13 protein-coding genes are annotated in these 12,801 nt (G+C 74.4%); 4 read left to right on the forward strand and 9 right to left on the reverse strand.

What is annotated here, in order from left to right; translation table 11 throughout:
- The first annotated feature begins 18 nt into the window (after nt 1-18).
- The gene (gene mgt / locus ACFYUS_RS25055) at nt 19-1,278 is read left to right on the forward strand and encodes a macrolide-inactivating glycosyltransferase (RefSeq protein ID WP_388856168.1); all 1,260 of its coding nucleotides are present in this window, start codon (nt 19-21) and stop codon (nt 1,276-1,278) included.
- A complete protein-coding gene (locus ACFYUS_RS25060) occupies nt 1,259-1,657 on the forward strand; it encodes a DUF4440 domain-containing protein (protein WP_388856171.1) in 399 nt (132 codons plus the stop codon). The genes mgt and ACFYUS_RS25060 overlap by 20 nt, the downstream gene beginning before the upstream one ends.
- A gap of 53 nt (nt 1,658-1,710) precedes the next feature.
- Here the strand turns inward: ACFYUS_RS25060 and secD are convergent, their stop codons facing one another.
- Entirely contained in the window at nt 1,711-3,999 is a 2,289-nt protein-coding gene (gene secD, locus ACFYUS_RS25065) for a protein translocase subunit SecD (RefSeq protein WP_388856174.1), read from the reverse strand.
- Nucleotides 4,000-4,147: 148 nt separating this feature from the next.
- Nucleotides 4,148-4,561: a hypothetical protein gene (locus ACFYUS_RS25070; protein ID WP_388856177.1), complete on the reverse strand. Its 414-nt coding sequence runs from the start codon at nt 4,559-4,561 to the stop codon at nt 4,148-4,150.
- A gap of 176 nt (nt 4,562-4,737) precedes the next feature.
- On the opposite strand from ACFYUS_RS25070, the gene ACFYUS_RS25075 reads away from it, so the two are divergent.
- Entirely contained in the window at nt 4,738-5,418 is a 681-nt protein-coding gene (locus tag ACFYUS_RS25075; RefSeq protein ID WP_388856180.1) for a lysophospholipid acyltransferase family protein, read from the forward strand.
- Between the two features lie 14 nt (nt 5,419-5,432).
- On the opposite strand, the gene ACFYUS_RS25080 is transcribed toward ACFYUS_RS25075, so the two are convergent.
- Nucleotides 5,433-5,828, reverse strand: a complete 396-nt coding sequence (locus ACFYUS_RS25080; protein ID WP_388856183.1) for a DUF4345 domain-containing protein — start codon at nt 5,826-5,828, stop codon at nt 5,433-5,435.
- Between the two features lie 95 nt (nt 5,829-5,923).
- On the opposite strand from ACFYUS_RS25080, the gene ACFYUS_RS25085 reads away from it, so the two are divergent.
- Nucleotides 5,924-6,532 carry a TetR/AcrR family transcriptional regulator gene (locus tag ACFYUS_RS25085; protein WP_388856185.1) on the forward strand — a complete coding sequence of 203 codons (609 nt, stop codon included), beginning with the start codon at nt 5,924-5,926 and terminating at the stop codon, nt 6,530-6,532.
- A gap of 11 nt (nt 6,533-6,543) precedes the next feature.
- On the opposite strand, the gene ACFYUS_RS25090 is transcribed toward ACFYUS_RS25085, so the two are convergent.
- The 6 genes from ACFYUS_RS25090 to ACFYUS_RS25115 form a co-directional block, all read right to left on the reverse strand.
- Nucleotides 6,544-7,467 carry a glutaminase gene (locus tag ACFYUS_RS25090; protein WP_388856188.1) on the reverse strand — a complete coding sequence of 308 codons (924 nt, stop codon included), beginning with the start codon at nt 7,465-7,467 and terminating at the stop codon, nt 6,544-6,546.
- Complete coding sequence (locus tag ACFYUS_RS25095; protein WP_388856191.1) at nt 7,464-8,528, reverse strand: enoyl-CoA hydratase/isomerase family protein; 1,065 nt, start codon at nt 8,526-8,528, stop codon at nt 7,464-7,466. Before ACFYUS_RS25095 ends, ACFYUS_RS25090 begins: the two co-directional genes overlap by 4 nt.
- A gap of 254 nt (nt 8,529-8,782) precedes the next feature.
- Nucleotides 8,783-9,466 (reverse strand): GNAT family N-acetyltransferase, encoded by a 684-nt coding sequence (locus tag ACFYUS_RS25100; RefSeq protein ID WP_388856194.1) that lies wholly within the window; start codon nt 9,464-9,466, stop codon nt 8,783-8,785.
- Between the two features lie 288 nt (nt 9,467-9,754).
- Nucleotides 9,755-10,456: a ribonuclease H gene (locus ACFYUS_RS25105; RefSeq protein WP_388856197.1), complete on the reverse strand. Its 702-nt coding sequence runs from the start codon at nt 10,454-10,456 to the stop codon at nt 9,755-9,757.
- 67 nt (nt 10,457-10,523) lie between these two features.
- Entirely contained in the window at nt 10,524-11,441 is a 918-nt protein-coding gene (locus ACFYUS_RS25110; RefSeq protein WP_388856200.1) for an AAA family ATPase, read from the reverse strand.
- Nucleotides 11,420-12,652, reverse strand: a complete 1,233-nt coding sequence (locus ACFYUS_RS25115) for an RNA ligase (RefSeq protein ID WP_388856203.1) — start codon at nt 12,650-12,652, stop codon at nt 11,420-11,422. The genes ACFYUS_RS25110 and ACFYUS_RS25115 overlap by 22 nt, the downstream gene beginning before the upstream one ends.
- Nucleotides 12,653-12,801 lie beyond the last annotated feature (149 nt).

Raw genomic sequence — 12,801 nt, forward strand, 5'->3', positions numbered from 1 at the left:
TCGCTTAGAGTGGTCGTCATGACCACCGCCTCCCCCGCGCACATCGCCATGTTCTCCATCGCCGCCCACGGCCACGTGAACCCGAGCCTGGAGGTCATCCGCGAGCTCGTCGCCCGGGGCCACCGCGTCAGCTACGCCGTCCCCGCGTCCTTCGCCGGGAAGGTCGCGGAGACCGGGGCGACGCCCGTCGTGTACACCTCCACGCTGCCGACCGACGACGACCCGGACGCCTGGGGCACCGAACTGATCGACCACGTCGAACCGTTCCTCGCCGACGCGATGCAGGCCCTGCCGCAACTCGCCGAGGCCTTCGACGCGGACCGGCCGGACCTCGTGCTCCACGACATCACCGCCTATCCGGCCCCCGCCCTCGCCCACACCTGGGGCGTCCCCGCCGTCTCGCTGTGGCCGAACCTGGTCCCGTGGGAGGGGTACGAGGAGGAGGTCGCCGAGCCGATGTACGCCGGGCTCAAGGCCTCGCCGCGCGGCAAGGCCTACTACGCGCGCTTCGAGGAGTGGCTCGGCGGGCACGGCATCGACACCCACCCCGACCGGTTCGTCGCCCGCCCGCGCCGCGCGATCGTCCTCATCCCCCGGGCCCTCCAGCCGCACGCCGACCGGGTGGACGAGTCCGTCCACACCTTCGTCGGCGCCTGCCAGGGCACCCGCGCCGAGCAGGGCGACTGGCGGCGGCCTGCGGGGGCGGAGAAGGTGGTCCTGGTCTCGCTCGGCTCCTCCTTCACCAAGCAGCCCGGTTTCTACCGGGACTGCGTCGAGGCCTTCGCCGGCCTCCCGGGCTGGCACGTCGTCCTGCAGATCGGCAGGTTCGTCGACCCGGCCGAGCTCGGCGAGCTGCCGTCGAACGTCGAAGTGCACTCCTGGGTACCCCAGTTGGCGATCCTTCGGCAGGCCGACGCGTTCGTCACCCACGCGGGCGCGGGCGGCAGCCAGGAAGGCCTCGCCACCGCCACGCCCATGGTCGCCGTGCCGCAGGCCGCCGACCAGTTCGGGAACGCCGACATGCTCCGGTCCCTGGGCGTGGCACGGCATCTGCCCATGGAGGAGGTCACCCCCGAGCGGCTGCGGGAGGCCGCCCTCGCACTCGTCGACGATCCCGAAGTGGCCCGCCGCGCACGGGAGATCCAGGAGTCGATGGCCCACGAGGGCGGCACGCTCCGCGCCGCCGACCTGATCGAGGCGGAGCTCCCCGCGCGCCCGGCACGATCCGGCGGACGGCCCCCGGGCGTAGGGTCGCGTCATGTCCAAGACCGAGATTGATCAGGTGACCGGCGAGTTCTACGGCGCGTTCGACAACCGGGACGGCAGGACCGCCGACGTGGACCGGATCCGGCGGCTCCTCCTGCCCCAGGGCGTCATCGTCTGCACCGCGCCCACCTTCACCGCGTACTCCGTGGAGGAGTTCGTCGTGCCGCGCGAGCGACTGCTCTCCGACGGACGGCTCGTCGGCTTCTCCGAGTGGGAGACGGCCGAGGAGACCCGGATCGAGGGCGACATCGCCTCCCGGTTCAGCACCTACCGCAAGTCCGGGGTGCTCGACGGGAAGCCGTACGAGGGCGAGGGCACCAAGACGATCCAGTTCGTCCGGACGCCGGACGGCTGGCGCATCACGGCCTTCTCCTGGTTCGACAAGCCCTGACCGGGACGGCGGCCCGTCGCCCTCCCCCGCGAGGAGGGCGGCGGGCCGCTCCGTCAGACCACGGCGCCCGTCCGCCGGCGCGACGCGGCGGCGGCCGGTTTCGGCGCCGGGTGACGGGTCTCCAGGGCGACGGCCAGCGGCATCGCCGTGAAGACCGTGGACGCCATGCCCAGGACGACGCCCGCGAGCAGCGCGACGGAGAAGTCCGTGAGCGAGTCCCCGCCCAGGACCGCGAGCGCCACCAGGACGAAGAGCGCCCCCATGCCGGTGTTGACCGTACGGGGCAGGGTCTGGGCGACGGCCCGGTCGGCGAGTTCCCCGAGCGGCACGCCACCGCCCCGGCGCCGCAGTTCCCGCAGCCGGTCGAGGACGACCACGGAGTCGTTGACCGAATATCCGACGACGGTGAGCAGCGCGGCCAGGAAGACGCTGTCCACCGGCTTGCCCAACCACGCGAACAGGCCGACCACGAGCAGCACGTCCTGTGCCATCGCCGCCACGGCCGCCGTCGCGTACGTCCAACGGAACCGCACCGTCAGATACAGGAGTTGCGCCGCCACCGCCAGGCCGAGCGCGAGGAGGGCGTGGGTGCGCAGTTCTCCGCCCAGGCTCGGGCCGATCAGGTCGTCGCGCTCGACCTCCACCGGGCCCGCGACCCGGGTGAGCGCCTCCCGGATCTCCCGCTGCTCGCCGTCGCCGGTCTCCCGGAGGCGTACCGAGACGTCGCCGTCGCCGGTGGTCTGCACGACGGCGTCGGGGAAGCCTGCGGCCGCGACGGCGGTACGGGCCGTGTCGGCGTCCACCGGCCGTTCGGCGGTGTACTGGACGACCCGGCCGCCGGTGAACTCGACGCCGAACTCCAGACCCCGCACACCGATTCCGGCGAGGGCCACGAGCAGCAGTCCGGCGCAGCCGGTCAGCCAGCGGCGCCGGTGCGCCATCAGACGGGGCACCCGGCGGGTGAGCCGGGTCCGCAGCCGGCCGAGCGAGGCCATGCCGGTCACGGCCGGCCGCCTGCGGACGGCCGGCAGGCTCAGGGTCAGGTCGGCGAGGAGCCGGGTGATCACCATCGCCGTGATCAGGGAGGTGAGGACGCCGATCGCGAGCGTCACGCCGAAGCCCTTGACGGGTCCCGTCGCGAGGACGAACAGCAGACCGGCCGCGAGCAGCGTGGTGACGTGGGAGTCGGCGACGGCGCTCCACACCTTGCCGAACGCCGTCGCGACCGGCCGCCGCAGATCCCGCCCGGCGGACCGGCCGAGCAGCGCGTACTCCTCCCTGGCCCGTTCGAAGACCAGGACGTTCGCGTCGACGGCGATGCCGATGGCCAGGACGAAACCGGCGAGGCCCGGCAGGGTGAGGGTGGCGCCCAGGGCGACGACGGCGGCGTACGAGATCAGCCCGTACAGCAGGAGCGCGATGGTGGCGAGGACGCCGAGGAGCCGGTAGACCACGATCACGAAGAGTCCCGTGCAGGCCAGGCCGATGACGGCGGCCAGGGCACTGGCGCGGATCGCCTCGGCGCCGAGCGTCGGGCCCACGGTGCTCTGCTCGACCGTCGTCACCGGCACGGGCAGCGCGCCGCCCTGGACGAGCGCCGCGAGGTCGCGGGCCTCCTGCGCGGAGAACCCGCCGGTGATCTGCGCGGAGCCGCCGCCGATGCCCGCCCCGCAGGGCACCCCGGCCTGCATGCCGGGCGCGGAGACGATCCGGTCGTCGAGGACGATCGCGACCCGGCGGGCCGGGTCCGCCGGGGCGGCGCAGGCGGCCTCGCCGGTCAGCTTCGCCCAGCCGTCGGCCGCTCGGTCGCGGAAGACGAGGTCGACCGTCCAGCCGCGGCCGGTCGCCGTGTCGAGGACGGCCTCGGCGCTCTTCACGCCGTCGCCGGTGAGGCCGGGGGCGGCGAGGGCGAGGAAGCCGCCGGGGGCGTCGGGGTCCGCCAGGACCCGTGTCCCGTCGGCGGCGGCCGGCCCGGCCGGTCCCCGGGCCGGGCCGGTGACGGCGTGGAAGGTGAGCTGCGCCGTACGGCCGATGGTCTCGGCCGCCTGGCGCGGGTCGCGCAGACCCGGCAGTTCGACGACGATGCGCCGCTCGCCGGAGCGGGCCAGGGAGGGTTCCGCGACGCCGAGTCCGTCCACGCGCTTGCGGAGCACCTCCAGAGCGCGGTCGGTGGCCGCGGCGTCGGCACGGGTGGTGGGGCCGTCCTCGGTCTGCAGGACGATGCGTGTCCCGCCGCGGAGGTCGAGTCCGAGGCGGGGCGGGGTGGTCAGGGTGATCCAGAGGGAGAGCGCGACGACGGCGAGCGCGAGGAGCGCGCGCCGGAACGATGCACGAGAGGACATGAGGTCTCCACGGGCAGCGCACGGCCCGGCGGGCGCCGCCCCGGAAAGGCCGCTCCCGCCGTCCGTGGCGGACGTACGGTCGGATGCGCGTCGGAGACCGACCGGTCCATGGACATGCCGAGGGCCCGGACGGCGACGCGGAGGAACGTCAGCTGTGCCGGGTGGAGGGTGGGCCGCGCGACTCGCGCGGGCCGTGAGGGCCGCCGGGCGGCGCCCGTTCGCGGCGCGGGTCTCCCACGAGGAGACCGCGCGCGGGTACGGAGAGATCGGCGGGCGCCGCGGCCGGGGCCGCGGGCGCCGCCGGGAACCGCACCAGGTTCTCGACGGCGGCCGGAAGGCCCACGACGGCGGCGGGCGCGAGACGCGGCTCACCCGAGGCCTCGGTCGACGGGGCCTGCCGGGCAGCGCCCGCGGCGGGGGCCGGGAGGCCCTGCGGCGCGGCGGTCGTCGTCGGGGCGTCCCGCGTCGGTGCCGTTGATGTCGGGACCAGCAGGAGGGACCAGAGGACGCAGAGGATCGCGGGTACGAGGGTCGCGAGGCGGTGCCGTGCCGGACTCCCCACCGTGCCCTCCTCCGCCCCGAGTTGTCGTCCTGTAGGGCCTCAGCGTAGACGGGGCTCATGGCGAAGGGGGTACGGGGTACGTACGGCGGTTGAGTACGGATGCTCAGGTCCGGGCCGTGGAGGCGCCGGACGATGGCTCCGTCACCGTTCCGCCTCGGCTCCAGGAGGGGCCTCTCGTGCTCAGTCGTATCGCCGCCCGTGTCGTCCCGTTCTTCGGGCGGCTGACCGTCACTTCGGACCCCGGGGCCCGGGTCGAGCCGGGCAGCATCCTCGTCGTGAACCACACTTCGCTGGCCGATCCCGCGCTCGTGCTCGCCGCGCTCCGCAGGCGGCTGGGGGTCGAGCCGGTCCTGCTCGCGACCGCCGGGCTGTGGCGGATCCCGGTCCTGGGCCGGGCCCTGACCCGCGAGGGGCATGTTCCCGTCCACCGGAACTCGGCGCGTGCCGCGGCGGCCCTGGACCATGCGGCGGTCGCGCTCGCGTCGGGGCGGCACGTGATGCTGTACGCGGAGGGGCGCATCCCGCCGCGCCGGGACGCCGCCGAGAACCCGCCGGAGATGTTCCGCACCGGACTCGCGCGGCTGGCACGGGCGACGGGGGCACCGGTCGTGCCGATCGGTCAGGCCGGGGCCCGGCGGATCACCTCGGGCGGGCGGGCGAAGCAGCTCGCCGGGGTGCTCACCGCGCCGGTCCGCAGGCCGGGTCTGCACGTCCACATCGGTGCGCCGCTGCGCCTGCCGGACGACGTGGCCGCCGCGACGCGGCTGGCGCACGGGGCCGTGACCGAGGCCTGGCGGACGGCGGCCGGGGCCTTGGGCGAACCGGCGGCCCTCGGTGGCCGGGGAACGGCCGGCTGACTCCGGGGCCTGCGTCAGGAGGCGTCCCGCGCCTCGGCGTCCGCGTCCGCCACCCAGAACAGCAGGGGGGACAGGGCGAGTTCGAGGGCGGCCAGCGCCAGCTGGAACCAGTGCGGCCGTCCCTCGACGGCGAGGGACAGCAGCCTCCCGAGCGCTCCCAGCAGGAACACGGCGGTGAGCCCGCGTACGGCCGCGGCGGGGATCGGCGACCGCCGCGCCGCCCAGAGCCAGGCGAGACCGTAGCCCGCGAAGATCGCGCCGAAGAACCGGCCGAGGCTGTCGACGGTCGCACCGGCCGACGCGGCACCCGGGATCGCGGCGTTGCCGAGCAGGACGTGGAGGAGTCCGATGGCCACGCAGGCGTATCCCATGGCGAGGGCGAGCCCCCGAAGTGCCCTGGCTCCGTTCATCGTCCGCGACCCCCATCCGGTAGACACTCGTCCAGCAGTGGTGCGTGTGCCAGCGTACGGCCGCTTACTGGACACATGTCAAGTAGCATGGCCGGGTGCCTCCCCGCAGACGCCTCAGCCCCTCCGAACGCCGCGCCCAGCTCCTGGACGTCGCCGCGCGGCTCTTCGCGGCGCTGCCGTACGACGAGGTGCTGATGGAGGAGGTGGCCGAGCGGGCAGGGGTCTCCCGCGCGCTGCTCTACCAGTACTTCCCCGGCAAGCGGGACCTCTTCGCCGCGCTCTACCAGGAGGCCTCCGAGCAGCTGCTCGCGAAGACGCGGCTCGACCCCGCCGCCACCCTGGTCGAACAGCTGACGCAGGGCCTCGACACGCACATCGAGTACTTCGCCGAGAACCGCAACACCGTCCTCGCGGCGAACCGCGTCCTGGCCGGCGACCGGCTCGTCCAGACGATCGTCACCGGTGAACTCGACGCCCTGCGCGAGCGCCTGCTCGGCGTGCTGCCGCTCGCCGACGACCGGACCCGGGCGGCCGTTTCGGGGGTCCTGAAGAGCTGGCTGGTCTTCGTGCAGGTGCTGTGCGTGGACTGGCTGACCCATGAGACCTGTACGCGCACCGAGCTGCGCGATGTGTGCGTCGGCGCGGTCGTGGGCGCCCTCCGCCCCCTCCTCGACGAGGACCCGGCGCCCGACCGGCCCCGCTGACCGGGCGCCTCTCAGAACACCGACAGGCCCGTGATGGTCGTGAAGCGGTCGAGTGCCGTCACGCCCGCCACCGAGTTGCCCCGGCTGTCCAGGCCCGGGCTCCACACGCACAGGGTGCAGCGGCCCGGGACGACGGCGACGACCGCCCCTCCGACGCCGCTCTTGCCGGGGAGCCCGACGCGGTAGGCGAAGTCCCCGGCCGCGTCGTAGGTGCCGCAGGTGAGCATGACGGCGTTGACCTGCTTGGCCTGGCTGCGGGTCAGCAGGCGGCTGCCGTCGGCGCGGAGCCCGTGCCGGGCCAGGAAGCCGGTGGCGAGGGCCAGGTCGGCGCAGGAGGCCTCCAGGGAGCACTGGCGGAAGTACTCGCGCAGCAGATCGGGGACGGGGCCCGTGATGTTGCCGTAGGAGGCCATGAAGTGGGCGAGGGCCGCGTTGCGGTCGCCGTGGGACGCTTCGGAGGCGGCGACGCCGGCGTCGAAGGCGAGGTCCGGGTTGCCGCTCTCGGCCCGCAGGAACGCGAGCAGGGTTCCGGAGGCGTCGCCGGTCAGGCGGTGCAGCCGGTCGGTGACCACGAGGGCGCCCGCGTTGATGAACGGGTTGCGCGGGATGCCGTGCTCGTACTCCAGCTGCACGAGGGAGTTGAACGGGTCGCCGGAGGGTTCCCGGCCGACGTGCGCCCAGAGCGCGTCGCCCTCCCCGGCGAGGGCGAGCGCGAGGGTGAAGACCTTGGTGACGGACTGCGTGGAGAACGGGCGCCGCCAGTCCCCCACTCCGTAGACCGTGCCGTCGAGTTCCGCCACGGCCATGCCGAAGTCGCGCGGGTCGCCCGCCGCGAGGGCGGGGATGTAGTCGGCCGGGGCGCCCCGGTCGGTGAGTTCCGCGAGCTCCTCGGCGATGCGGTCGAGGACGGGCTGGAAGGAGGCGCTCGCGGTCACGCGCCGCCCCGTCGCGCCAGGCCGAGGTCGCCGCCGTCCGGCACGGCGAAGTAGCGGGCGACGTCGGCGTCCGTGACCTCGGGGAGGGTGGCCGGGGTCCAGCGGGGGTTGCGGTCCTTGTCGACGACCTGGGCGCGGATGCCCTCGACGAGGTCGGGGGTGGTCAGGGCGGCGCAGGAGACGCGGTACTCCAGGTCGAGGACCTCCTCCAGGCCGGGGAGGGCGCGGGACCGGCGGAGGGTGGCCAGGGTCGCCTTGAGGGCGGCCGGGGAGCGCCCGAGGAGGGTCTCGGCCGTCTCCTTGGCGGCGGGCACGCCGGTGCCGAAGAGCCGCTCGACGATCTCCTCGACGGTCGGGGCGGTGTAGCAGGCGTCGATCCACTCCCGCTGCTCGGCGAGGACGCCGTCCGGCGGTGCGGCGGCGTGGCGGGCGAGGGCCTCGGCGGCCGGCAGCTCCGCCAGATCACGGGCCAGGGCGGGGAGTCCGGCGGAGGGTACGAAGGCGTCGGCGAGGCCCGTGAGGATCGCGTCGGCGGCGCCGACGGGGCTGCCGGTGAGGGCGAGGTGGGTGCCGAGCTCGCCGGGGGCGCGGCCGAGGAGGTACGTGCCGCCGACGTCGGGGACGAAGCCGATGCCGGTCTCGGGCATGGCGACCCGGGAGCGTTCGGTGACGACGCGGACGGAGCCGTGCGCGGAGACGCCGACGCCGCCGCCCATGACGATGCCGTCCATGAGGGCGACGTAGGGCTTCGGGTAGCGGGCGATGCGGGCGTTGAGCCGGTACTCGTCCCGCCAGAAGGCCGCGGAGGCGGAGCCCCCGGCGCGCGCGTCGTCGTGGATGGCGCGGATGTCGCCGCCGGCGCAGAGGCCTCGCTCGCCCGCGCCTTCGACGACGACGGTGGTGACGGCCGGATCGTGCTCCCAGGCGGTGAGCGCGCCGTCGACGGCGAGGACCATGGGGTGGGTGAGCGCGTTGATGGCGCGGGGCCGGTTCAGGGTGATGAACCCGGCACGGCCCTCCGTCCGGAGGAGTACGTCGGGAGTTCCGGTCGGCACGATCACTCGGTCCCTTCGGGTGGCACGGCTCGCTGTCCGGGCCACGGTACCGGGAGGCTCCGCGCGTGCCGAAGGGCGGGAAGGACTCATCCGCTTCTCGCGGATCCTGATTGCACGGTGCGCGGTCCGGTGACGGCCGCTACTCCGCGTCCTCACGCCGAGTCCTTCCCGTCACCTCCATGGAAACACCGGTGGGACGGGGGCGCGAGCGCCGGTGTGCACGGGACGTGGTCACGGGGTGACCACGTCCCGTCCCGGCCTCAGGCCGGCAGCAGGTCCTGCGGGATGCGCACCTGCCGGGGGGTGGAGAGGCGCAGTTCGATGATGTCCCGGACGGTGGGCCATTCCTCGTCGAGGATCGAGTAGAAGGCCGTGTCCCGGACGGCTCCGTCGAGGCCGCGGGAGTGGGCGCGGCGGATGCCCTCGCAGGTCGCCCCGAGGCGCTCGATGGCGATTCTGGAGCGGGTGTTGCGGGCGTCGGCGCGCATGCTGATGCGGCGGACGCCCCAGACCTCGAAGGCGTGCCGGAGCATGAGGTACTTGGCCTCGGTGTTGATGCCGGTGCCCCGGGCGTCGCCCGCGATCCAGGTGTTCCCGATCTCGGCGGCGTCCGGGACGGCGGTCAGCGGATCGCCGTGGGGCATGCCGGGGACGGGCGGCCAGATGAGCGGGCCCCGCCAGTAGTCGAGTTCGAGGAAGCGGGTCGAGCCGATGACTCGTTCGTCGGCCGTACTGACCAGGGCGAAGGGCAGGCAACGGCCTGCCGCCTGGTCGGCGAGGGCGCGGGCGATGTAGTCGAGGGCCGATTCGAGGCCGTCGGGTACGGGGGTGAAGGCGTAGGCCGATCGGTCCGCCCCGCCGGCCCGCGCGAGGGCTTCGGCGTGCCGCATCGCCAGCGGCTCCAGGCGCACGGAGCGCCCGGTCAGGAGAACAGGTACTGGCACGGAACCTCGGGTCTTTCACGGGCAGGGACGACTCCCGCCGCGGGGAGGCCGCGGCGGCAGCAGGAGGGAGGGTCTCGCCTGGTTCCGGAGGTGTCGGGAGAACGACAAATGAGCAGGTAAAACGGTTCGTCACCAGGTGCGAGGAGGAACAGTATGCAGCCACAACCGCTCCGAGAACAGAACCCTGGGAGAACCGGCGTCCACGAGGGGGTGAAGCCTGCCGTGCGACCGGTCCGGCCGGTCTCACGGGCCGGACGGGGCCGCCCGCCAGTCGGACGGCCCGCCGGTTCAGACGCAGGTGGGATGGCCCCAGCCGTCGGAGTTCTTCGCGATGGTCTCGCCCTTGTCGTAGGCACGACCACAGCGGCAGCGGCCCGGGAATTTCGCGTTCAGGGTGCCGCCGGACGGGCGACTCCTGCGGGCGGACCCCCCGCCGGCGCTCGCGGGCCCCTTACGGGGCGCAGAGGAGCGCGCCCGGGGCGTGGAGGCGCGTGCGGCGGGCTCCGCCGGGGGCAGCTCGACCCCGGCGCCGGAGACCAGGGGCTCCTGCGTACGGGCGGAGTGGCTGGCCGCGCGGTCGGCGGCGTCGTTGAGGGGGTCGCCGTCGACCTGGTGCGCGGGGACGTAGACGAAGTCGACGTCCCGGCCGGTGAGCAGCGCGTCGATCCGGACGACCAGGTCCTTGTTGGCGACGGGGGTGCCCGCGGCGGTCTTCCAGCCCTTGCGGCGCCAGCCGGGGAGCCAGGTCGTGACGGCCTTCATGGCGTACTGCGAGTCCATGCGGACCTCGGCGGGCACGGCCGGGTCGAGGGCCTCCAGGAGGCGCTCCAGGGCCGTGAGTTCCGCCACGTTGTTGGTCGCCCGGCCGAGGGGGCCCGCCTCCCAGCGGTCGATCGCCCCGTCGGCGCGGCCGATGACCCATGCCCAGGCCGCGGGGCCGGGGTTTCCCTTGGACGCGCCGTCGCACGCCGCGATGATCTTCTCCACCATCCCACGATCCTGACACGGCGGCGGGGGCGGGCGGTCCCACCCCCGTCCCCGTGCGGCCGGGGCCCGGTCAGAAGGCGCCGTAGTTGACCTGCCAGGTGGGCAGGCCCATCCGGCGCCAGAGGGCGACCACGCGATCGCGGTCGTCCAGGGAGACCCGGACCGCGTACCGGTGGCGGACGTGGGCGTCGAAGAGCTCCGCCTTCACCAGGTCGTCGCCGCGGCCGTCGCCGGAGGCCCGCATCCACAGCTCGTCGTACGGCACCTCGTGGCGGGCGAGCCAGCTCTCGGTGAGGGCCCGGTGGTCCTCGCTGCGCCCGGAGAGCAGCACGATCCGGTCCCGCTCGGTGTGCCGGAAGGCCCGCAGGGCGTCGCGCACGGAGGGGTTGACCAGGTCGCGGTCGCAGCGGCTGAAGTCGTACGGGCCCCGGTCGACGCGCAGCGCGAGGGTGCCGTCGATGTCGCACATGACGGCGGTGGGCAGCGCCGGGTCGGGGACGTAGGGCTCTCCGACGGCGGGACGGTCGTTGAGCCAGTCCGCGGTGAGGCGCCAGCCGCCCCGGGTGGCCTTGGCGTGCTTCTCGGCGAGGATGCGGATGATCTCCTCGCCGACGGGCCGCTCGCGGGCGGCGTCGCGGCGGACGCACTCGTCGACGGGCACGCCGGTGAAGTCGTGGACGACGAAGGTGGCCAGGCCGCCGACGGCCGCCTTGAGCCGCTTGGGGATGTGCGGGGTCAGGTGTGTGTTGTCGACGACGACGTCGAAGCCGCCGTCGACGGCCGCGCGGACGGCGGCGTCCTGGATGCCGAGCACGGTCTGCTCATGGCTGTGGGAGCGGCCCCGCTCCGGGGCGGGAAGGTCGAGCATGGCGCGGAGGTCGTCGAGGTTGACGCGGCGCACCCGGCCCTCGGCGGCGGCCTGGAGGGCGCGGGCGGCCGTCGTCTTCCCGGAGGCCGGGAGACCGGTCATGAGGTGGACGACAGGCACGGTCGGTTCTCCTCGTCGTGGGCGAAGGGGTCGGTGGCCTCGGGGCGCAGCTGCCGCCAGACGAGCAGGTCGGTGCGGCGCCCGTCGAGGCGCAGGAACAGCAGGGCGCGCAGGGCCCGGTCGGTGACGCCGGCGGCGGCGCGGGCGAAGGCCGCCCGGTCGTCGGCGAGGTGGGCGAGGCGGGCGTAGGCCTCGTCGACGGCCCGCTCGCGGTCGGCGGCGGCCGTTTCGAGCCGGTCGATCACCTCGCGGACCCAGGCGTCGAACTCGTCCGGGACCTGTTCGAGGAGGGCGTCGAGGGGCTTCCCTCCGTCGGCCTCGACCTCGGCGACGGCGCAGCCGAGGCCCTTGGCCAGCTCGCCGGCCGGGACGTCGGCGAAGCGCTGGATGCCGTGGCCGCGCCAGACGTCCCGCTCGGTGACGCCGGTGAGCACCTTGTGGAGGCGTACGTACTCGCTGAGCTTGGCCTTGGCGCGCAGGCCGGAGGCGAAGCGCAGGACGAAGCCCTCGGCGTCGGTGCCGGTGGCCGGGCGGCCGCCGGGCAGGGTGCTGGACTCGGTCAGGGCGACGAGCTCGTCGACGCGCATGGCGGGCCAGACGCGGACGACGGAGCCGAGGGGCCGCCACCCCTCGGCGGCCTCGGCGAGGGGTATCTCGGTGCCGTCCGGGCCGAAGGCCGCGAGCAGCACGAGGTCGCGGCGCTCGCCGTAGTTCACGACGATGCGGTTGCCCGGGTAGAGCATCTCGGCGAGGTAGGTGACGCCGGGGGTCAGACCGGTGGTGTCCGCGGCGTCGAGGCGGCGCTGCGCCCAGGCGGCCTGGCCGCTGGTGAAGGAGCCCTTGGAGGCGACGTGCCAGCGGTCGGCGTAGTGGAAGACGACCGCGAGGCTGCCGTCGACCTTGTCGTACACCTCGAAGGGTTCGTCGGGCAGCGGGGGCGCGTACGGGCGGCCGGCGGCGTGCTCGGACAGGTTGAAGAACTTGGGGAGGGGGAGCGCGACGATCCGCCCGGTGGTGTCGTCGGCGACGAGCCCGCGACACCGTGTGGTGGCCCGGTTCCAGTGCTGGGCGTACTGGCACGCGCGCGTGTACGTGTAGATCGACAGCGGCAGCTCGGGGTGGTGCTTGCGCGTGACGTGGCCGTCCGCGAGGGCGGCGGCGAGTTCGTCGGGCGGCATCAGGTCGTGCAGAGTCAGGGTCGCCTGGCTCATGGGGGTCCCTCCCGTGTGTTCGGTGATCCATTCTCGGGCGGGGCGGGCCGGGAAGGACAACGAATTTCGAACCGCGGCGGCCCGTGGGGTGCCGACCGGGCTCCCGAGCCCGGGCGTGTCGGTGGTGCCCCGTAGACTCGCCGTCTGCC

It is taken from the genome of Streptomyces sp. NPDC004284 (assembly GCF_042874035.1).
In the GTDB taxonomy this organism is placed as follows: Bacteria; Actinomycetota; Actinomycetes; order Streptomycetales; family Streptomycetaceae; genus Streptomyces.